18 protein-coding genes are annotated in these 21,550 nt (G+C 52.5%); 13 read left to right on the top strand and 5 right to left on the bottom strand.

Annotated features, from left to right (window positions below; all coding sequences use genetic code 11):
- Positions 1 to 88 precede the first annotated feature (88 nt).
- Positions 89 to 3,007, bottom strand: coding sequence for a CHASE domain-containing protein (locus tag BM040_RS10570; protein WP_092100914.1), 2,919 nt, complete (start codon positions 3,005 to 3,007; stop codon positions 89 to 91).
- A 420-nt stretch (positions 3,008 to 3,427) separates the two neighbouring features.
- Between BM040_RS10570 and BM040_RS10565 the strand changes: the two genes are divergently transcribed.
- The 3 genes from BM040_RS10565 to BM040_RS10555 all read left to right on the top strand — a co-directional run bounded on the left by BM040_RS10565 (position 3,428) and on the right by BM040_RS10555 (position 7,352).
- Entirely contained in the window at positions 3,428 to 4,144 is a 717-nt protein-coding gene (locus BM040_RS10565; protein ID WP_092100912.1) for a hypothetical protein, read from the top strand.
- Between the two features lie 1,025 nt (positions 4,145 to 5,169).
- The gene (gene fumC / locus BM040_RS10560; RefSeq protein WP_092100910.1) at positions 5,170 to 6,567 is read left to right on the top strand and encodes a class II fumarate hydratase; all 1,398 of its coding nucleotides are present in this window, start codon (positions 5,170 to 5,172) and stop codon (positions 6,565 to 6,567) included.
- A gap of 182 nt (positions 6,568 to 6,749) precedes the next feature.
- A complete protein-coding gene (locus BM040_RS10555; protein WP_092100908.1) occupies positions 6,750 to 7,352 on the top strand; it encodes a hypothetical protein in 603 nt (200 codons plus the stop codon).
- A gap of 336 nt (positions 7,353 to 7,688) precedes the next feature.
- Here BM040_RS10555 and BM040_RS10550 read toward each other — a convergent pair whose 3' ends face one another.
- The gene (locus tag BM040_RS10550; RefSeq protein ID WP_092100906.1) at positions 7,689 to 8,552 is read right to left on the bottom strand and encodes an SDR family oxidoreductase; all 864 of its coding nucleotides are present in this window, start codon (positions 8,550 to 8,552) and stop codon (positions 7,689 to 7,691) included.
- 316 nt (positions 8,553 to 8,868) lie between these two features.
- Here BM040_RS10550 and BM040_RS10545 point away from each other — a divergent pair, with 316 nt between their 5' ends.
- Together BM040_RS10545 and BM040_RS10540 are read left to right on the top strand one after the other, a co-directional pair.
- On the top strand, positions 8,869 to 9,660 hold the full coding sequence (locus BM040_RS10545) for a glucose 1-dehydrogenase (RefSeq protein ID WP_092100904.1): 792 nt from the start codon (positions 8,869 to 8,871) through the stop codon (positions 9,658 to 9,660).
- Positions 9,661 to 10,085: 425 nt separating this feature from the next.
- Entirely contained in the window at positions 10,086 to 11,108 is a 1,023-nt protein-coding gene (locus tag BM040_RS10540) for a hypothetical protein (protein ID WP_092100902.1), read from the top strand.
- 136 nt (positions 11,109 to 11,244) lie between these two features.
- On the opposite strand, the gene BM040_RS10535 is transcribed toward BM040_RS10540, so the two are convergent.
- Positions 11,245 to 11,685 (bottom strand): hypothetical protein, encoded by a 441-nt coding sequence (locus BM040_RS10535; protein WP_092100900.1) that lies wholly within the window; start codon positions 11,683 to 11,685, stop codon positions 11,245 to 11,247.
- A gap of 415 nt (positions 11,686 to 12,100) precedes the next feature.
- On the opposite strand from BM040_RS10535, the gene BM040_RS10530 reads away from it, so the two are divergent.
- From BM040_RS10530 to BM040_RS10500, 7 genes are all read left to right on the top strand, one after another.
- On the top strand, positions 12,101 to 12,574 hold the full coding sequence (locus tag BM040_RS10530) for a YdeI/OmpD-associated family protein (protein ID WP_092100898.1): 474 nt from the start codon (positions 12,101 to 12,103) through the stop codon (positions 12,572 to 12,574).
- 51 nt (positions 12,575 to 12,625) lie between these two features.
- Positions 12,626 to 13,171, top strand: a complete 546-nt coding sequence (locus tag BM040_RS10525) for a GNAT family N-acetyltransferase (protein ID WP_092100896.1) — start codon at positions 12,626 to 12,628, stop codon at positions 13,169 to 13,171.
- Between the two features lie 111 nt (positions 13,172 to 13,282).
- On the top strand, positions 13,283 to 14,059 hold the full coding sequence (locus BM040_RS10520) for an SDR family NAD(P)-dependent oxidoreductase (protein ID WP_092100894.1): 777 nt from the start codon (positions 13,283 to 13,285) through the stop codon (positions 14,057 to 14,059).
- 95 nt (positions 14,060 to 14,154) lie between these two features.
- Positions 14,155 to 14,556: a methionine-R-sulfoxide reductase gene (locus tag BM040_RS10515; protein WP_092100892.1), complete on the top strand. Its 402-nt coding sequence runs from the start codon at positions 14,155 to 14,157 to the stop codon at positions 14,554 to 14,556.
- A gap of 7 nt (positions 14,557 to 14,563) precedes the next feature.
- Positions 14,564 to 14,881, top strand: a complete 318-nt coding sequence (locus tag BM040_RS10510; RefSeq protein ID WP_092100890.1) for a peptide-methionine (R)-S-oxide reductase — start codon at positions 14,564 to 14,566, stop codon at positions 14,879 to 14,881.
- Between the two features lie 192 nt (positions 14,882 to 15,073).
- Positions 15,074 to 15,454, top strand: a complete 381-nt coding sequence (locus BM040_RS10505; RefSeq protein ID WP_092100888.1) for a diacylglycerol kinase — start codon at positions 15,074 to 15,076, stop codon at positions 15,452 to 15,454.
- Positions 15,455 to 15,696: 242 nt separating this feature from the next.
- Positions 15,697 to 16,173 carry a DinB family protein gene (locus BM040_RS10500; RefSeq protein ID WP_092100886.1) on the top strand — a complete coding sequence of 159 codons (477 nt, stop codon included), beginning with the start codon at positions 15,697 to 15,699 and terminating at the stop codon, positions 16,171 to 16,173.
- Between the two features lie 187 nt (positions 16,174 to 16,360).
- On the opposite strand, the gene BM040_RS10495 is transcribed toward BM040_RS10500, so the two are convergent.
- Positions 16,361 to 17,158, bottom strand: coding sequence for a DUF4382 domain-containing protein (locus BM040_RS10495; RefSeq protein ID WP_245756184.1), 798 nt, complete (start codon positions 17,156 to 17,158; stop codon positions 16,361 to 16,363).
- 175 nt (positions 17,159 to 17,333) lie between these two features.
- A complete protein-coding gene (locus BM040_RS10490; RefSeq protein ID WP_092100884.1) occupies positions 17,334 to 20,342 on the bottom strand; it encodes an AsmA family protein in 3,009 nt (1,002 codons plus the stop codon).
- 143 nt (positions 20,343 to 20,485) lie between these two features.
- On the opposite strand from BM040_RS10490, the gene BM040_RS10485 reads away from it, so the two are divergent.
- Positions 20,486 to 21,505, top strand: coding sequence for a PorP/SprF family type IX secretion system membrane protein (locus BM040_RS10485; RefSeq protein WP_092100882.1), 1,020 nt, complete (start codon positions 20,486 to 20,488; stop codon positions 21,503 to 21,505).
- The last annotated feature ends 45 nt before the right edge of the window (positions 21,506 to 21,550 follow it).

The raw sequence follows: 21,550 nt of genomic DNA, 5'->3' as shown, positions 1-21,550 counted from the left end.
AATAATTTTGAATGAGTGAATGTGTGATTGAGTGCATCGTAAAGGGAATCTTCAAATTCCCTCATCTCCCAATCTTCAAATAATCAACCTATACTTCCTGCTCTACGGGCACTTGCTTGAAGTACACTTTAAAGGTAGTGCCTTTGCCATGCACGCTGTCTACTTCTATCCTGCCGCCGTTGTTCTCTATAATCCGCTTGACAATGTAGAGCCCGATACCGGTGCCCTCCACGTGCGTGTGCAGGCGCTTGAACATGGTGAACAGCTTGTGCTGCTGCTCTTTTTTAATGCCAAGGCCGTTGTCCTGCACCTCTAGTACCACATACTCTCCCTGCTCATAAGTTTTCAGGTTGATAACCGGCGGGCGGTCCGGGGATTTATACTTGATGGCGTTGCTGACCAGGTTGTAGATGATGCTGCGCAGGTTTTTGCGGGCGTATACGATGCTTCCTACCTGCAGGTCTGTCTTCAGCACGGCTCCGGTCTCCTTCATGGGCTCTTCCAGGTCGGCGCCGATGTCCTGCAGCATACTTTCAAACGACAGCGGCTCAGCGGCCGACTGCAGCTCCTTCTGCACCTTAGTAATCTCGGCCAGGTCGGCGATGGTGCCTTTAAGCTTGTTGATGGAGCTCTGCACCATGTCCAGCACCTGCATGTCCTCGGCCTCCAGCTTGCCCTGCAGGATGTCGCGCAGCAGTGTTACCAGGCCCTCCATGTTGGCTATCGGCGACTTGAGGTCGTGGGAGGCCGTGTACACGAAGTTATCCAGGTCGTTGTTGATGCGCTGCAGCTCGTCGTTTTTGCCGCTCAGCTCCTCGTTGGTATGCAGCAGGGCCTTTCTGGCGTTTACCAGCTCGGTTACTTCTACGGCAAAGATAAGCACGGCCTCTACCGTTCCGTTGGCATCTACCAGCGGCTGGTACACCAGGTTAAAATAGCCATGCACAAGCTCGCCATCGCCGCCGCGTTCGATAGCTGTAGGGACTTCGTTGCCCACAAATGGTTTCCCTGTTTGGAACACCTCCTCCAGCCGCTCGAAGAGCCCTTGGCCTTCCTCCTCGGAATGAGCCTCGAAAACAGTTCTGCCTACCAACGGACGGTTGCCGTAGAGCTTGCGGTAACCCGGGTTGGCCAACACATACTGGTAATCCTGGGCGCGCACCAGACCTACTACCGCCGGCACCTCCAGGAACAGCTTCTGCAACAACTCGGCGTTCTGCTTTATCTTTCGCTCCGCCTCTTTTATCTCCGTGATATCGATAATGGAGCCAATGTACCCCTGGAACTCGTCGTTGGCCCCGAAGCGGGGCGTGTTGGATGCCACCACCCAGCGGTACTCCCCGTCGAAGCGGCGCATTCTGTATTCCAGGCGGAAGGGGCTGTGGTCTTTGATGGCCTGCAGGGTTACCTGCTCCTTGCGGTCTATATCGTCGGGGTGCACTACCTCTTTCCAACTCATGTTGATGGTCTGCTCGAAGGTATGGCCCGTGAAGTCGAGCCACTGCTTGTTCACGTACATGAAGTTGGTGGCGTCGTCCATGATCTTGATCATCACCGGGGCATTGTCGGCCATGGTGCGGAAGCGGGCCTCGCTTTCGATAATCGCCTGCCGCGCCTGCTTCTCGTCGGTAATGTCGCGCACCTCTATAATGGTATAGTTGTCGCTGCCGCTCTCCACCATCGGCTGCACCGAGCACGACACGTTAAAGAAGGTGCCGTCTTTGCGGATGAAGGTATCCTCGAAGCCTCTCAGGGGCTTTATGTTGGTCAGGGCATTGTGCATCGGGCACTCTGCTGCCGGGAAAGGCGAGCCGTCCAGGTGCTTGTAGTGCACCATGTCGTGCAGCGGCTTTTTGCGCATCTCCTCCAGCGTATAGCCCGTCATTTCCTCTGCGGCAGGGTTCATAAACGTGCAGTACCCCTTTGAGTCAAGTATAAAGAGGGCCGCCGTGGCGTTATCGGTGATGGTTTGCTTGAGGGTGTTGGAGCGCCGCGTGTTGGACAGCGACCAGATGATGAAGAACATGAGCAGGCTGATGATGCTGCCGCCCAAAAGTATATAGTAGGGCAACTCGGACTCGGTGGTGCGCCCGAAGCCCTCTTTGGCTGTAGCATAGAGCCGCCAGGTATGGTTGCCAATAGTGATGGTGCTCAGGCTGCCGTACTCTCGGGCCTTGCTGCCATAGTATAGCTGAGGGCTGGTGCTAAAGAGCAGGTTCTCTTTCGAGGGCTCGGCTCCATCGTATATCTCTACGTCAATATCGTCAAACTCATCTGCCAGCACGGCCGTCATCAGGTCCTTCACCCGGAAGGGGCTGTACACGAAGCCCTTTATCAGGCGCTGCCGCTCCTGTATAGACTCCGGCTCAACGTTATTCTTGTACACGGGCAGGTAAATCAGAAAGCCCAATTGCTCGTCCTGGCCTGTTTCCTGCACCAGCCGCACCTTGCCCGACATGGTAGGCTGCCTGGTATCGCGGGCTATGCGCATGGCCGACTGCCGCACCGGCTCGCTGTACATGTCGTAGCCAAAGGCACGCAGGTTGCGGTCGGTAAAAGGCTCCAGGAAAATGATGGCAGTATAGAGGTCGCGCGGGGTTTCGGGGGTGATGCGGTAGTTCTCAAAGCCCTCGCTACGGATCTGTTGCTCGTGCGCCTCTTTTTCATGCGGCCTTACTACATGGGTATAGCCAAAGCCCTGCATGCCAGGGTAGTTCTTCTCCAGCTTCAGGGCTTCGTAGTAGCGGGTCCAGTCCTGGCGGGTTACCGAATCCGAGGAGGTGAACATAGCCTTTCCCCCGATCAGAATCTGGATATAATCCTTCATGCGCTTGTCTATGGCCTCGGTTACCTGCTCGGTACGCATAGAAAATAGCTTCGCGTTCCGCTCTTCTGTTTTCTTCCTGGTTTCTGAGTAAGTAAAAAGGGTAAGCAGGAAAATGAGCAGGAAAGAGAAGATCGCGATGAAGTAATCCCTTATAAAAGAAGCCAACTTGGCGAGTTTCATGAGTTTTAGGTTAAGGCCGGCAGAAGGCGGGCAAAGCCTCCTGTTAAACAGCTGCTCCGGCTATGGTATTCCTTTTCAAATGTATAAAATTCTAAGTCTTCAGCCAACTTAAAAAGTTCAACGCCATGCCTGAAAACTTCTGAAAACAGTGCAAATGGCTTCATTTTTGTGCCTGTGGCGGCAGTATAGCTTTATGTTATTTTTTTAATACCTCAGCCAACCCGAACAAGCTTTTGGCCTGCACACCTGCCAGAACGCCGCAGTGTTAGGTGAACGGCCCCCGCCGGTGAAACGTTGTTTTGCGGCAATTTTGTTGTATTGTGTATCCAACAAGTTACCTGGCAGTCTGGTTATCCTGTTATACTGTCGGAAAATGAGGAATAGGGTGTTACCTTTGCTGCAGCATTACCCTTTTTAGCTATGTTTGAGATTCTTGAGAGCCTGCTGATTGCTTTACTGGCCGTAGCCGTACTGTTTCCGGTAATACGTTACGCGCTGCGCCGCCTTTCGCCTGCCGTAAACCTGGAGCGTTTAACTGCCGACGAGGAAAAGTATATGCAGAAACAGGAGCTGAAGCTCATGATTGCGTACTTCTTCTTTGCCTGCGTGTTCTCTGTTTTCTTTTCCGGCGCGCTCGCTTTAGTCTCCAGCATCATCCATGCCTCCGGCGAGCACCTGCATGTGCTTACGCCAAACTTTAGGGCCTTTTTTGCGCCCGGGCTGCTGCTAGGCCTCACGTTGGCCCTTATACCGCTGTACCTTATCCAGAGTTCGCTGCTTGGGCAGGACTATGAGCTGTACAGGAAGTACATAACACAGGTAGAGGGCCAAAAATCTTTCCAGACCTACAAGCTCCTGTTTGCTATGATGCTAGTTGTTTCCGTGGTGGTAAACTGGTACGCGATGCGCTGGCACGTAAACATCGATACAGACAGGATAGAAATCACGAACCTGCTGCAGGAGAACCGCACCTATAACATGAAGGAGATCTCAAGTATCCATTACCTGGGAGCGGAAGGGGAGTACCTGATAGCGTTTCGCGACGGTAGCCAGTTGAATACCTCATACCTGAAACAGGTTCAGTTCGAGCTGATTGCGCTGCTGTCGGAGCGGTCGGGGCACCGGGTTGTACGGTAGGGAAGGGGTTTATATTTGTCTTGGGCTCGTAAAGCCATACTTTATACTTGCTGCTATACCAAATAGCTGTTCCGGACCCCGCTGCCGCGGGTTTGTAACACGTGCCTACTATGGCGTTGGGTTTGTAACCCAACTGGCTCGCAGAGCCATATTTTATACTTTGGCTATACTTTTATACTTGCCGGTCTATACTTTCATAGCCACCGCTTACCGCAACTGGTCACAAGCTATCCTCTTTAGCCACCGTTCATCCTTCAGCCTTACAAGCCTATTGTTTCATCTCTGGCTTTGGTGCCCTCAAGGCCGGGAGGCCTCGCCTTCGGGCATCGCGCTGTGTACATTTCTTTTGCTACCCTTCGGTCGCAATGCCGCTAAGGCGGCACCAGAAATCTACAAGGCGCTCAACCCAAAGGCTGGGAATCAATTCAATAGCCGCTGCCCCTGCTGTCATCTCGACCTTTGGGAGAGATCTCTTTAGGATTCTGGATAGATCTCTCGCGCTGCTCGAGATGACAGGAAAGTAGCAAGTATAATTCCCCTCCTCGGAGGGGCTGGGGTGGGTTTATACTTTGTAGGGACAGGTCGCGACCTGTCCGCGCGAGAACTGAGGCTATGGAATTTATACTTTGGCTAGAGTAACTACAGACTTCCCCGCCTTGGCTAAGGAGGGGTTAGGGGTGGTTGGACCCGGCTCTGCAGCCAGACGCTCGTGGGACCACTGACAGCGCGAGGCCTTTGGGTTAAGGCTGGCACCCGAGCTCGAAAGTAAAAATCTTTGTTCTTAGGGCCAGGGGTAGCCAAGTATACTCAACCTGTTTTCGAAAGGAGGCAGCGCAGCCTACACATTAGCACAGTCCTCCCCAAAATCCATACTTCCCGCACACCGTAACCTTACGCCCTGTTTGCTGTTCATTAAAAGCAACGTATATGCGCTTGCCAGCCCAAAAGTATGCGCAGCGCAGGAGTATATTTTTTAGTAGTTTTACCGCAGTTAGTTAGATCCTTTAAATAAAACATAAATCGATATGCAAGTTCGCGTAGAGAAAGACACGATGGGCCCAATCGAGGTGCCTGCAGACAAGTACTGGGGTGCTCAGACACAGCGCTCCAAGGAAAACTTCACCATCGGTGGCCAGCAGATGCCGAAGGAAGTAATCGAGGCTTTTGCTATCCTTAAGAAGTCGGCGGCACAGGCCAACGCACAGCTGGGTGTGCTGGCGCAGGACAAGGCTGACATCATCTCGCAGGTGTGCGACGAGATCCTGGAAGGCAAACTGGCCGATGAGTTCCCGCTGGTAGTATGGCAGACGGGCTCAGGCACGCAGTCGAACATGAACGTGAACGAGGTGGTGGCTAACCGTGCGCACGTACTGCTGGGCGGCAACCTGTTGGACGAGAAAAAGAAGATCCACCCGAACGACGACGTGAACAAGTCGCAGTCCTCTAATGACACCTTCCCGACGGCTATGCACATTGCTGCCTACAAGAAGGTGGTGGAGCACACGCTGCCGCTCGTGCAGAAGCTGCGCGACACGCTCAACAGCAAGGCAGAGCAGTTTATGGATGTGGTGAAGATCGGCCGCACGCACCTGATGGACGCCACGCCGCTGACACTGGGCCAGGAGCTTTCCGGCTACGTAGCCCAGCTGGACTATGGCATGAAGGCACTTCGCAACACGCTTCCGCACCTGAGCACACTGGCGCTAGGTGGTTCTGCAGTAGGTACCGGCCTGAACACACCGGCTGGCTACGACGTGCTGGTAGCCGAGAAGATTTCTAAGTATGCCGGCCATGAGTTCATCACGGCTCCTAACAAGTTTGAGGCCCTTGCCGCACACGATGCTATCGTGGAGACCTCTGGAGCCCTGAAGCAACTGGCGGTGGCGCTGATGAAAATTGCCAACGACATCCGTCTGCTGGCTTCCGGTCCGCGTTCCGGTATCGCAGAAATTCTGATCCCGGAAAACGAGCCGGGTTCTTCTATCATGCCAGGTAAGGTTAACCCAACACAGGCCGAGGCCATGACTATGGTTTGCGCCCAGGTAATCGGTAACGACGTGGCCATCTCGGTGGGCGGCATGAACGGCCATTTCGAGCTGAACGTGTTCAAGCCGGTGATGATCTACAACCTGCTGATGAGCGCCCAGCTGATCGGCGACGCCTGCGACTCGTTCGACAAGCACTGCGCCGTAGGCATTGAGCCGAATACAGAGCGCATCAAGCACAACCTGGAGAACTCGCTGATGCTGGTAACGGCCCTGAACCCACACATCGGTTACGACAACGCCGCCAAAATCGCGAAGAAAGCGCACAAGGAAGGTACCACGCTTCGTCAGGCAGCCATCGATCTTGGCCTGCTCACCAACGAGCAGTTCGACGAGTGGGTGCGTCCGGAAGACATGATCGGCAGCTTGAAGAAGTAAGGTGTCAAATTTTAGACGTTAGACACAAGACCTTATACTTGTGTTATCGATAAAGGAAAAGCAGCTCCGGTTGGGGCTGCTTTTTTGCTTATATAGAACATAGTGTATTTTCCGGTATCTTGTACGCACGTGGGTATAGCAACAATTACCCTATGACCTAACTATGTCCCTGACTAGAAGCTATGAAGATACTATTAGCCCTGGCTTTTGCATTAAGCGTTACACAAGCAATGGCTTGTATTTGCTTGAGTCCGGAGCCAATAGATTCTGCATACAAACGCGCTTCTACCATCTTCATTGGCAAAGCGAAGGAAATAGTTAATGATAAGTTTTATTTTGAACAGGGAGAAGGAGCCCAAGTCGTGATATTTGATGTCATACAGGGCTTTAAAAGTTCAAAAGTTGGGAAAGGGCCTATAGCTGTCATGGATATGGTTAGTTCCTCCTGTAGCTTCAATTTTGAAAAGGATAAAACTTACGTTGTTTTTGCTTATAGTGATTACGCTGGAGTTCATGTAACTGACCAGTGCACCAGAACTAGACTTTTAGAGAGATTTGACGAAGCTGATTTGCAAAGGCTTAAGGCTTTGCCGGATAGCAATAAAGATAACTTGCGTGATATTGGAATAATTAGAATGCTTACTCCCCAATATCACGATATGGTTAACAAAATGAATCAGCTTGAAGAAGCTAGTGCTTCGTCCAGAACCCTTACCATTGCCTTAATCACTCTATTACTAGTAAGCGCAGGGCTAAACTTTTATCTGATTACAAACAGGAAATAATTCTCTATACCACAACCCCCATCCCGCAAGTTTAACGACCGCGCAACTTGTGGTTATACTTTGAGGCCAGTTTGTAACTGGCTTATTTTGATATCTATACTTTCGCAAGTTGAAAACTTGCTGCCATACTTTCCCACAAGTTACCGCTTCGCTCAAACTTGCGGGATAAATAAGTCGCTCACGCCGGCAAGCAGTAGTAACTGAACCTCACCACGACCTACAGCCATACTTCTCAGTAACCGGCAGTTCTCAAAATCTATACTTTCCCATCAGCTATAAAACAACAAAAGCTACCGAAGTAGCTTTTGTGAACATGGTGTGGCAGCAAAGTATAAACTACGCTGTTTGGGATGGCTCTTTCAGTGCCTCGGCCACTGTCTCTTTCAGAGGAGTGGTTGGGTGGCCGATAAGGGCGGAAAGCTGGCGGCTGTCGTCATACAGATCGCCCTTTGATGCGGCCGTATCCCAGCTGGCAATGGCCTGGGCCAGGCCCTCTGGCAAACCGAAGCTGGCAAGTGCGGCAGCATAATCCGCCTCAGGCAGGTTTTTGTAGGGAATGTCTTTTCCTGTTTGGCGGGAAATCTCTGCAGCCAAGTCGCTGAGCGTGTAAGCTTCGTCTCCGGCCAGTTCGTATACTTTGCCTTCGTGGCCATTGGTGGTCAGAACAGCCACCGCCGCATCGGCAAAGTCGACACGGGAGGCCGAGGAGATTTTGCCCTCGCCTGCACTACCTATAAACGCACCACCGGCAAGCGCCCCCTGGATAGAGCCTGTATAGTTTTCGGTGTACCAACCGTTTCGCAGGATGGTGTGCGGAATACCGGATTGCTTCAGTTCTGCCTCTGTAGCGCGGTGTTCGTCTGCCAGGCTCAACGTGGAGGTGTCAGCGTGCAGCAGGCTGGTGTACACAATCCATTTTACGCCGCCTTTCTTCGCTGCCTCAATAATGTTATGGTGCTGCGTGGCACGTTGTCCAACCTCACTTGAGGAGATCAGCAACAGCGTATCAATTCCTTTGAGGGCGGTTTCCAGCGTCTCTGGTTTGGTGTAATCAGCTTCGCGGGTTTCCACGCCCAAATCAGCGCCTTTCTCCGGCGAACGAACAAGCGCCACCAGGCTGTCGGGAGATACTTTACTTTTGAGTTTGCCAACTACAAGACGGCCAAGCTGCCCTGTGGCTCCGGTAATTCCAATTTTCATATCACTTACTAATTTAATTTCTCGATTGAACGGTACCTATACAACCGGGGAGGGAGGGGAAAGTTATCGGGCTACAGGCGCCTTGCCTTTTTAGCGGCAACCTATCTTGCACCCATACTTCATAGTCGGGTTTAGCTCGGCTGTGCCGGAAATCCGGCCCCCATCGTATAACCAAGTAGTTTTATACTTTCTGGCTCACCCTCACCCCATCACCCTCCAAGCACTTGCCTCGGCTCCGACACCGGACGCTGAAAGGCAGATCAAAGCTATCGTGAGCCTGCTGTCATCCTGAGTTTTATACTTTACAATAGCCATTATGAAAGCATTCGATCAGAAATCCATCATTATCACGGGGGCTGCCATGGGCCTGGGGCTGGCGGCTGCGAAGGAGTTGGCAAGTCAGGGAGCAAACCTTACATTGATGGATTTCAATGAGGCCCAGCTATCTGATGCCGCCGATAACCTAACCAAAGAATTTGCGTCTGCGAAAATCATCACTGTTGTGGGCGACGCCTCGAACGAGGAGGACGTTAAAAAGTATGTCTCCGAAGCCGAAAAATCATTTGGCCGCATAGACGGCTTGTACAACAACGCCGGCATAGAAGGTCGCCAGGCGCCTATGATTGAATATGACATCAACGTTTTTAAGAAGGTAATCGACATCAACCTGATGGGGGTGTACTACGGCATGCGCTATGTGATTCCGGTAATGCAGAGGCAAAAGTATGGGCGCATTGTAAACGTGGCCTCCGTGGGAGGCATCCGGGGCGTGCTGAACCAGGTAGCCTACGTAGCCAGCAAGCACGCCGTGTCGGGCATGACGAAGAATGCGGCGCTGGAGTACGGCAAGGACGGCATTATAACCAATGCCATTGCGCCGGGAGCCATCCTTACGCCTATGGTGGCCGAGGCCTTCAGGGAAGTGAACCCAGATGACCCCAAAGCCGCAGAAGCTGCCTATGCCCAGCGAAACCCCACCCGGCGCCTGGGCCTGCCGGAGGAGGTGGCCAAGGTAGTAGCCTTCCTACTGAGCGAAGCGGCTTCCTACGTAAACGGCCAGACCATCGCCATCGACGGGGGAGAGTCCAACATGTATGGAAACCCTTAACCAAGAGTTCAGCAAGTATACTTATAATTTATCATAGCACCTTCGCGGTGGTAACTTATACTTTAAAAGCAGCTCCGGCAGGGGCTGCTTTTTCTTTTGCACACTTTTACTGTACCCAGGACGTACTTTTATAAGGCAATTTCACCTGTTTTTAAAATAGTACTCATTTTAAGTACAAATTTTTCAACTAATCCTAAGCATCCGCCGTATCTACACATCAGCAGAGTCATCTATCTAATTTTATACTTTTACCAATGAACACCCTGTTACTTCGCTCGCTCAAGAAAGGCTCAAACCTGAGCTTTCAACATATTTTATAATCATTTACCAGTCTATCCTGCAAGTATAACTCCGTCACCGCATCGGGAATATACTAATCACCGCACGATACCATTTCCTTTTTTACATACCCTAATTACGTTCAAATGAAAACAACAAGTACAAAAACGTTCGCAGCTGCCATCGCATCTGTTTTCCTATTTTCCTGTGAGCAAATCAACGAGCAGGAGCCAGTAGAACCCATGAAAGTATCGCAGGAGGAGAAGCTCGTGGGCTACGACCCCACCACCTGTAACCTGGTGCAGACGTTTGGCACAGGGGAGCTTCCGCGCCATGTAAGCATGATAGAAGAGGACCGGGCGGTGATGACCGTGACGGCCCAGCGAAGAGGACACAACGGCAAGTACCTCGAAGAGACCGAGGGTTTGCTGCTCGATCCAACCGACCCGGCTACAGACCTCACAAACCCATTCGACAGGCAAATGCTGGGCATGTTCGGCGGAATCCTGACCGTGCCGGACGAGACGGGCACGAAGGCTAACCGCGCAGGCGGACGCGTAACGCTGGATTTCTCACCAGTAGGCTCCGTTACGATGAAACAAATGCTCTTCACCGACATTGCCGAAGAAGACAGGGGCTCTAAGGTGGAGCTGTACAGCGCTTCCGGGCAATTGCTGGAGCAGAAGGAGATCCCGGTAATGGGTAAGAACCAAGGCATCTTTGTCTCGTTTGACAACACTCCCGGCGTCGTGAAAGCGGTAGTAACATTTGGTGCCGAGCGCAAAAACGTGGGTTCTGGTGCCATTGCGCGTCTGCAGCTTTGTGTGGATGGCCAGGGACGCTACGACAAAACGCGCTACAGTGGCGTTCAAAGCTTGTGGCTGGAGTACACAGGCAGCAACCCGGCCAATGTTACCGTTACCGCCAAAGAAGGCGAGTCCGGCAAACAGATTTTCTCGGCAAAAGGCATGAAACCGGGCACCATGTTTAAGCTTGCCTCCGAAGAGGTAATGAAGCCGCTGGGCGAGACACTTGAAATCGAGACGAACCGAAAAGAGAAGCAAATCATCCCCGTTAACCCGGACAACACATCCTCTCTGAAAAAACAGTACGGCAGCTTCAGGGTAGTAGAGGCCAGAGGCACAAGCTACCCTTTACATTTGGAGTAGTACGTACCTATTGTCATAAAAAAGGAAAGCAGCCCGGTTTCGGGCTGCTTTCCTTTTTTATGTTGTGTTAGATATAGTTATGCCCAGGGCATGCCTGTGTTTTATACTTCTGTTTCTGAACCTGATTAAATGCCGCTTACCAGCTGTAGAGATCGGAGTGAACGACTTTCCATTCGGTCTGCTCTGTGGCCCTTACCTGCATGGTACCGTTAGAGGTCACTTTAACGTTTTTCAACATATAGAGTCCCTCTTTCAGCTCTCTGGGTATGGCTAAATCCTCTACTATCACCTGGTTAGGAATGCTTCCTCCGTCACCGGCAGAAAGCGTTTCGAGTACTTCCATCGACTTCATGGGGCAAAAGTACAGCACCATTTTGCCGCGGCTTTTCTCTAAGCGCACCGGGGATAAGTTTGCCATCACTGTCTCTCCGTGAGATAGCTTTTCTTCCCGCATCACTTTCTGCAGCACCTCTGGCTGAGAGGAGGAAGTTACCACTACCCGCCGTGGGTCTCTGGATCCTGAAGGTTGATCCTTAAGGCCAAATAAATTGTTGAAAAAAGAAGTGAAAGAGCTCATAATATTAAAATTAGATATGAATAAATAATATAAAAGGATCATCCCTCTCAGGCAGTCCACAGAATGCCCATTTCATTCACCAACTCATCTATATTGATTTATTGCTTCTACTGTAGAAAACGAGTCTGCCGCTGCTCTTGTTCTCGAATTATGCATAAAAATTATACGTTTGATATAAATACAAACCTGTTCGCCTCTGCTTATTCTTTGGGTCGAAAATGTACAGTGGCCCGGGTGGAAGGTGTTGTAGCCACGGTTTTCTGTTGCTTTTAAACCCGGGCCAAGCTATACTTAGGGGTAAGATGGCCACAGGGAATGGCGCCTGCATCGGCCTGGCCGCAACACATCAGGCCATACTTTGCAGTTGGTTTAGGAGCGGCGTCTTATACTTTTAGGAATCATTAATTCAAACTACATGGCTCATCCCCTCACCAACAAAACCTACCTCCTGGAGAAATTCCCCGGCAAAGGCGGCTGGACCTACGCGGCCATACCTGAGATTCTGCCCGACAAGCATGCCTATTTCGGGTGGGTGCGGGTGAAGGGAAGTATAGACGGCTACGAGCTAAAAGGCATTCACCTGATGCCGATGGGCAACGGGCAGCTTTTTTTGCCGGTAAAGGCAGAGATACGCAAGAAGCTAAAGAAGCAGGCCGGCGATTGGGTGCAGGTTATACTTTATGCCGACAACACCCCGCAGGAAGTGCCCGAAGAACTGCTGCTGTGCCTGCAGGACGAACCGAATGCCTACGCGGAATTCCGGAAGTACTCTGACCGCGAGCAAAAGGCCTTTGTAGACTGGATTTACGCTGCCAAAACCGACGAAACCAAGGTGGAGCGCATCGTGCAGACAATAAACAAGCTGCTTACTAACCAGAAGCTGCCTTAAAAGTATAGCCATAAGCCTTACCTTTGCATCTCTTTGCAACCGCATCCCGAGATGAATTTCTTAAGACTCACTGATACTTCACATAGCCATTTTAAGCAAGCCTGGGCCTTGTATGAGCAGGCTTTTCCGCTGGAGGAACGCCGCCCGCTAGCGTGGCAGCGCGCTATTATGCCGTATGCCCATTACCACTTCGAGCTTATACTTCAGGAGGAAACTCTGGTAGGTATACTTTTGTGGTGGGGCTTTGAGGAGGTGCGTTACCTGGAGCACTTCGTTACAACTCCGGCACTGCGGGGCAGGGGCTATGGCAAGCGCATCCTGGAAAGCTTTACCAACCGTGATGCCCGTCCCATACTTTTAGAGGTGGAGCCTCCCCGTGAGGAAATCCAGCAGCGCCGCATCCGGTTTTATGAGCAGAGCGGCTTTGCCTTAAACCACCACTTTTACCAGCAGCCACCTTACCACTCCGGCCTGCAGCCGCTTACGTTGCTGCTCATGTCTTACCCTGAGTCCCTCACACCTGAGGCTGTGGCGTACTTTGTAAACACGCGGCACCCGCTCATTTACCGGCTGCGCACCAGCCCCGCAACAACCTGATTCCTACTATTCTAGAACTACTTTCCGAGGCAACCATAACCATCCGCCTAAACCATAAGTATGAGTACAAGCGCCTTCAGGGTAAGGCACTAAAAACCTAAACATACTACTATGGACAAACTGAAAGGGAAAATCGCCTTGATTACGGGCTCCGATTCCGGCATTGGGCGGGCCACGGCCATTGAATTCGCAAAAGAAGGGGCAGACGTGGTTATCTGTTATCGTTCGGATAAAGAAGGCGCTGAGGAAACGCTGCAGGAGGTACAAAAACATAACCGGAAAGGCATCGTGCTGCAGGTGGATATCACCGATGAGCAGAAAGTGGAGCAGCTCTTTGAGCAGGCCCTGAAAGAATTTGGCACCTTGGATATACTCGTAAACAACGCGGCGGTAAACGGCTCGGGCATCAACGTGGCCGACATGGACACCGAGGTGTTTGACCGCACCATCCGCACCAACCTCTACGGTACCTTCTTCTGCTCCCGCGCCTTTATCCGGCACCGTAAGCAAAAAGGCGGCAAGGGCAAGATTATTAATGTATCGTCGGTGCACGAGGAGATTGTGTCGGCGGGCACGGCAGATTACTGCGCCTCCAAGGCCGCTGTGCGCAACCTGACCCGCACGCTGGCGCTGGAGCTGGCTGAGGACGGCATCAACGTAAACAACATCTGCCCCGGCATGATCCTGACGCCCATGAACCAGAAAGCCATTGATGATAAAGAAGCCCGTGAGGAGAGTGAGCAGAACATCCCGATGAAACGCGCCGGAAAGCCCGAGGAGATCGCTAAGGTAGCCTTGTTCCTGGCCTCATCAGACTCCGACTACGTTACCGGCTCCAGCTACTTTATGGATGGTGGCCTGTCGCAGCACGTGGGGCAGGGGGCTTAGGCAACGTATAAAGCCGGCCAGACTGTCAGCTAAAACCCTTGCGGTGCGTTATTTGTTAAGCCAAGTATACATCACCATTAAGCCAAGTATAACCCATGAAAATAGCGAAAGACCCATCAGAGTATAACAAGCTTACCCCGGAGGAGGAGCGCATTATCGTGCACAAAGGCACCGAGTACCCGGGCACCGGCAAGTATAACAACTTTAAAGCCGAGGGCGTGTACCTGTGCCGCCGCTGCAATGCGCCGCTGTATACTTCGGAGTACAAGTTCGAGTCGCACTGCGGCTGGCCTAGTTTTGATGACGAGATAACCGGCGCTGTGAAGCGCCTGCCTGACCCCGACGGCCACCGCACCGAGATTGTCTGCGCCAACTGCGGCGCCCACCTGGGCCACGTGTTCGAGGGCGAGTACCTGACGCCTAAAAACATCCGCCACTGCGTGAACTCCCTTTCCATGAAGTTTGTGCCGGTAGAGGAACTGGAGAAGGAGGGATAGCCGCCTGATGTTCAGGCACAGGGGCAAGGTAAGGGAGGCGCAGCAGGAACAAGATGTTTATACTTGCTCCGGCTGTGGGCAAGTGCTGTTTCGGGCAAAGTATAAATTCGAGGTGGGTTCCGGCTTTCCGAGCTTCTGGCAGCAGGTAGGAGAAAACGTGGCACATTGCCCGCTGGACACATACGGTCGGCAACGGGTGCAGCTGTTATGCAGCCGCTGCCGCCAGCACCTGGGGCATTTGTTTGACGATAGCCGCACCCCCACCGGCGTGCGCTACTGCATTAATGCCACTTCTATTACCTTAGATCTAGAGCAGCCAACGTAGCCGCCAATTATATAGCTTAAGTTGCGGTTTAGGACTTTGGTGTGAAGGTGAAAATCCACCCCCGCCTGTGGGTGTAACAAGATTCCCCTCCCTGGAGGGGTTAGGGGTGGGTTAATCGCAACTTAGGGTTTTAAAGTATAAACCGTACCTTGCTCCTGAATTTATACTTCAGCCTATAAAACAGTTTTATACTTGCGCGCCTACTTTAAAAAACGCTACAACAGCTTCCGCTTTGCCTTCAAGGGCATCAACGCGGCCGTCAGATCAGAGCCGCACATGCGCCTGCACGTGCTGTCGGGTATAGCAGTGGTGGTGCTGGGCTTTGCCTTTGACGTGACCAAAACGGAGTGGTGCCTGCTGGCGGCAAGTATAGGGCTGGTGGTAACGGCCGAGATCATGAACACGGCCATCGAAACGGTGGTGAACCTGGTGTCGCCGGAGTATAACCCTTTGGCTGGCAAAGCGAAGGACCTGGCTGCGGGCGCTGTACTTATCGCTGCCGCCACGGCCGCGGTGGTGGGCACTATCATCTTTCTGCCCTACCTGCTAGAGCTTTTTGGTGCGGACCTTTGAAGGCTCACGGAAAGTATAAAAACCTCCTGTAAAACGCTTGCACTCAAAAACAATGTCGTAACATGCTTGCTACAGCTAAAATCCTTAACTTGCGGCTGCTATAGAAGTATAGCTGTACCAGAGGCAACCGGCACAACTACTTAGTTGCTGTAGCCATAGTTAAAGGTAAAGCGTTAAGTATAGCAGGGGAGGTGTCAGCACCTCTTGTTATCAGAAAACATTAGAGCAAGTTTAGACTAACCATGACCGGAAACGACGTACTGAAAAACCTCGCAGATTATAATATCTGGGCCAACAAAACCATGCTGGACGTGTTCAGCGACCTGCCAGAGGTGCCTGCCAACGCAGCCCGCCTGCTCAGCCACGCCCTGAACGCACAAGCTATCTGGATTGCCCGCATCACCGGCACCGAAAGCCCTGTTAAAGTATGGCAGGAGCACACGCTGGAGGAGTTGAAGAACCTGCACGAGTATGCTTCCTATAAGATTAAGGAGCTGGTGGAGAACGCGGATGAGGCCGAGTTCAACCGCCTGATTGACTACACCAACAGCCAGGGCCACAAGTATAGCACGCGCGTGCTCGACATCCTGACGCACGCCTTCAACCACGCCACTTACCACCGTGCCCAGGTAGCCACCGACCTGCGCAAAAACGGCCACACCCCACCCAATACCGACTACGTGACCTACGTGCGCGAGCTGATGGGGCAGGTATACTAAATCCTTGACAAAGGATTTTTAGACAAAGGACGAAAGAGCAAGTATAGTTACAAGCTCAGCATTATCGGTAGGCACGAACTGTAAACTCGCGCCAGCGGTAAGTATAAAAAAGGAGCCTCCCGAATAGAGAGGCTCCTTTTTTGTCTATCGTCTAACAGTCTTTTGTCAAGCTGTCACTTGTCAGAGATTACTCCTGCGGCAGCTCTACTACCCCCAGGTCTTTGATCTGGTTCTGCGACACGCTTACGTTCTCCACGGTTAGGTTATGAGCATCGTCCTCTGTGATGAATTCTACTCGGTAGGTTCCGGCCGGTACGCCTTTGATCAGGAAGTCGCCGCTCTCGTTGGCAAAACCGCCAATGGTATCGTTGGCAGCGGAGATAACGTAGATGCCTGGTTTATACTCTGCCGGTGTCACCTTTCCTTTTATGCCGCCGGCAATGGCCTGCGTGATGGTGCGGATGACCGGTTTCAGGTTATAGCCACCGTTCCCCTTCGGCACCACCGACCGGGCCGCGTCGAAGTCGAGCAGCACCATGTAAGTCACGTCATCCTCCAGGTGGGCATCAATTTTCAGCTTTACGCCGGATGTCTGGCCACTTGGGGTTTTCAGGGCTATTTCGTCTCCGTTCTTCAACTTCACGGAGTTGTTGTCGCCAAGTATAAGCCTGATCTGCGAGATGTGCCCCACAGGCAGCTCGGCACTAGCCAGCAGGGTATCGCGGCCATTGGCAAAGTCCAGCAGGTTGTAAATGCCCGGGTGGATCTCATCCAGCGTAATCCAGCCACTTTCCGTGTCTCCATCCTCCCTGTGTATCTGCACCGACTTGATCTCCACGTTCACCTCCTCGTAGTCGCCGGGTGCGTCGGTCATGCGCACCTCCATGCGGGCGGTGCCCGTGCCGTTGTCATCGTTGCTGTCGCATGAGCTAAACCATACCAGGCCGCTCAGCATCAGAGGGAGAAAAAACTTCTTTTTCATCATGTAAAATTGCATTGGTTAATAACACTATGCTTTGGGGAAGCCCCCTTTTACATTCTATAACGGGGAAAAGTTGCACTCTTATATATAGCGCTAAAAAAATAAATTCCAGCAGGGATGGCTACCCTTGCTGGAATTATGCTATTTCGCTGATTACGCAGCGCTTATACTTTAAAGCTTATTGCTGGTTCTTCGTGGTGTCCTGCTGTGCCGGTTTGGTAAGCCCTTTCAGGAAGCCTCCTACCTTATCGGTTGCCTGCTTCTTGATCTGCTGCTCAGCCTCCTGCCGTTTCTTCGCCAGCTCCTCCTGGGCCTTTCGCTCCAGTTCCTGCTTGCGGCGGTCTACCTCCGCGTTTACGCTGTCCTGCAGTTGCTGCTTGCGGGCATCGGCCTGCTGTTTCACCACATTCAGTTTCTCCTGCACCACGTTCTCTACAATGTCGGCGGCCTTCTCTTTTACAGAGCCTCCCGCCAGCGCTACTTTCGGGTCGCTGAAGGTGCCGCCCACGCTCAGGTTCAGAGTCACGCGCTCGGTGTTCACCAGGTTTTGGTTTGCGCCAAGTAAATTGGTCAATCTGGAGCCAAGCTGCTGGCCCACTTTGCCGGTCGGCACGTTCAGGGCTGTGGTGAAATCCATGTTGCCGGTTGCAGCCGTGCTACCTCCCACCGACATATCGATATCGCCGACTTTAAGGTGGAATGGCTTCACGACGAGTTTGCCGTCAATGATCTGGGCGTCTATCTTCTTGTTCTCAATTACAAAGCTGCGCAACTCCTCAAAATGGGTCAGGCTGCTGATTTTTTCCACTATCGGCACATCGCGCACAGCAGCGTGCAGCACGTTGATCACGCCTTTGCCATCCAGCGTCTGGAAAACCGGCACCATGTCCTGGCCCAACTCCCCGGCAAAGGCAAAGCTGGTGTTAAACTTGCCCTCCAGCAACTTGGCGATAGGGGCAAAGGCCTGCACAGTATTAAATGCGTTGAAAGCCTCTTTGAAACCCAGATCTTGAATATCGAGCTTCATATCAAAAAGAGGTTTCTGCAAGCTCTTGGTATTATAGCTACCACTGGCGGCAAAAGTGCCGCCCAGGGTGTTGAAGGTTACCTTGTTCAGCCTGGCCACCTGGTCCTTTACCTGCACCTGGCCGCTCATGTTGCTGAGCTTTAGGTTTGAGTAAAGTACCTGTTTGGCATCGATGTTCAGGGCCAGGTCGAGGTTGGCAGGCACTTCCACCACGCCTTCTTCTGCTCCTTCCACCGGCTGCCCCGAAGTCTCATCCACCATCCATTCGTTCACATCGAACACGTTGGAGGTCAGGTTGAAGCTGCCGCGCAGCGGTTGGTCGTCGGCCAGCGCATAACCAATGTAGTTAGATACCGAACCATTCGCCTGGAAATCGCTCTTACCCAGGTGCCCGCTCATGTTCTGCAGGTTCACGCGCTCGTTGTTGAACGTGGCGTTGGCCTTGGCGATTTTAAAGCCCTGCGGCAGGTCAGTGCTCACAAAGTTGAGGTTGCTGATGGCCATGGTGCCGTTTGCCACCACGTTGTTATACTTCTCAGCCTCAATGTCGCTGAGCTTGCCCTTGGCTGTTACGTCCGCATTGATGCGGCCGGCCACCGTCATACCTTCCTGCGGGAAGATCTTCGTCAGCTTCTCCAGGTCCAGGATACCTTTGATGCGGCCGTCGAAAGCGGGCTTGTCAATTCCTGTGATCAGCATGCGGCCTTCCAGCGGCTCGCCATCCAGGGTCATGTTAAAGCGCTCAATGTTGATGCGGGTGTCGTCGGTGTTGCCGGTGGTGTTGCGCACATTCGTCACCATGTTCAGGTTCTGGATCGGCGCCGGGAAGTCTTTGGACTTGATGTAACCGTTGGTCAGGTTCAGGTCGGCGTCTATTACCGGCATGCTGGTTTCGGAGTAGGTGCCCTTGGCATCGGCGTCCACTTTCAGCAGGCCGCGCAGGGTCATTCCCTCCACCGGGTATACTTTGGTTAGCTCGGCCAGGTCTACGTTTGCCTTCACGTTGCCATCCACCTGCATCGTCTCCAGGCCGTTGACAACCACCTTGGCATCAATCGGGTTTTTGCCCAAATCCATGTGGAACTGGCGGATGTTAATGTTAGTGTTCTGCAGGGTACCGTCCTTGCTGGCCACGCTCATGTCCACGTTGATGTTGCGCGCAGCCTCCGGCAGGTCCGGGTACTTGAAAAAGCCTTCCATTACCTTCAGGTCCACACCATAGCCCGGCATCAGGGTATCGATCATGCGGCCCTTGAAGTAACCATCGAAGCTCAGCTTGCCCTCTGTCTTAATGTTCTCGAACTCCTCGCTGTACATGCCCGGCACCACCGACAGCACGTTTCGGAAGTCAGTTTCGGTGGCACTGAAGGTCAGGTCGAAGTCAATCGCCTCCTCGGGCATCAGGATGGTACCAGCAAACTTAAACGGAAACTCGTTGATGCGGATGTTGTTGTCTTTGAAAGTATACAGCGACTGGTTCAGGTCCATGGCCATGGTCACGTCAGCGTCCAGGCGGGCGTTTTCCAGGTAATTTACGCCGTCATAGGTCATGACGAAGCGGTCGGCCGTGGTTTTCGAGTCCATATCGAACACGTCTTTCTCAAAGTCGCCGCTGCCGCTGTGCTGCACGTTGTAGGCCGCAAAGCCAAACGGAATGCTCAGGTCGTCGTAGTAGATGGTGCCGTTGTTCACTTTCCAGCCCTTTATGGCCATGTTAAAGTCGGAGGCGGTGGTATCGGTCGGTTCGGTCACGGTGGTGTCCTCCTTCATGATGTCCCAGTTGGCCTTGCCGCTCTTGAGCACCAGCAAGCGGATCACCGGCTCATCCAGTGTGATAGAGTTCACTTTCAGCTCGTCCCCGAAAACGCTCAGCAGGTTCATGCCCAACCGGAAGGAGGGAACACGGGCCAGGGTATCGGTGGCAAAGGAGTCCACGCCTACCACGGAGAGGTTCTCCACGCCCAGCGACAGGTTAGGGAAGTCGCGGAAAAGCGAGAGGCTCACGTCGTCGGTTTTGTAGATTACCTGCGCGTTTATGTTCTCTGCTATCTGCTGGTCGAGGGCGAGTTTGATTTTATCTTTAAACAGCACGGGCACCAGCGCCGCCGCTATCAGCAACAGGACCAGAAAGATACCAAAGCCAATGGCAATTTTTTTCATGAGTAGTAGTTTTGGAGTATGTACGGAATGTAAAAGCTAAACTATAGCAATTATAGCTAAAATCGTGCTACTTTATACTTTGGTTGGGGCACAGGTAACCTAATGAATAACTTAACTGCCGCATTGGGCGAAAATTGTAAGGTATGGGTGCTGGTTTAAAAAAGATATGGCTGCTAGGCATGGCCTGCCTGTGGATGTATACTTCCGCGGCCCAGGATGTGCAGCACACGCAGCAGTACGCCAACCGCCTGTTCCTCAACCCCGCCTTTGCCGGCCTCGACCACAGCTGGAGCGTCGGGGTGTCGCACCGCAAGCAGTGGCCTACGCTCAACGGCTCCTTTGTTACCAACTCCCTGGCCGCTGCCTTCCGTATACCCGATTCGAAAAGTGCAATTAGCTTGACCCTTCAGCAGGACCGTGCCGGGGTAGGGGGGCTCAAAAAACTACAGGCCGGGCTGGGTTATGCCTACCACACCAACCTGAGCGACAGTTGGGCCATGTCGGCGGGGCTGCAGGCAAGTATAAATCGCCTCAACCTCGACTACGACAACCTGGTCTTCGGCGACCAGTTGTCGGACAACGGCATGGTGGCCGTGAGATCGGCGGAAGTGCTTGAGTTTAATCCCAATACCTATACAGATTTTACCGTGGGCGGTCTGCTATACTCGGGCCAAGCCTGGGTGGGGCTTACCGCCGCGCACCTCAACCAGCCCACGTATGATCTGAGCCAAACAACCAAGCTGCCCCTGCGCTTCACGGCCGTCGCCGGGTATAAATTTTACGCCAGATCGTATGAAGAGCGCGGTCAGTTATTCGAGCTGAGCTTTACGCCGGCAGCCACGTTTATACATCAGCAAAGTTCTAAAAGATTAGATTTAGGGCTCTATACTAAATACACACCCCTGACGTTAGGGATAATATACAAAGGAGTACCCGCTGTAGGTGGAACTAACCAGGACCAATCCTTGTCCCTTATGGCGGGCCTGCAGCTAGAGCAGCTAAGGGCAGGCTTCAGCCACGATGTGGGGCTGAAGGGAATTAGCAGGGAAATGGGCGGCACAAACGAGGTTTCGCTGGTTTTTGAAGGGGCTGATTTTAACAATTTGTTTAGGAGCCGTTTAAACCGCAAAATTAACAGAGGCATTGTTTGTCCGGCATTCTAATATTATTTATAATTGCACATTAATTTACGTTACAAGAACCTTATC

Source organism: Pontibacter chinhatensis (assembly GCF_900113285.1).
Classification (GTDB): Bacteria; Bacteroidota; Bacteroidia; order Cytophagales; family Hymenobacteraceae; genus Pontibacter; species Pontibacter chinhatensis.
Note: the sequence above shows the minus strand (reverse complement) of the source record. Positions and strands in the feature narration are given on the sequence as shown.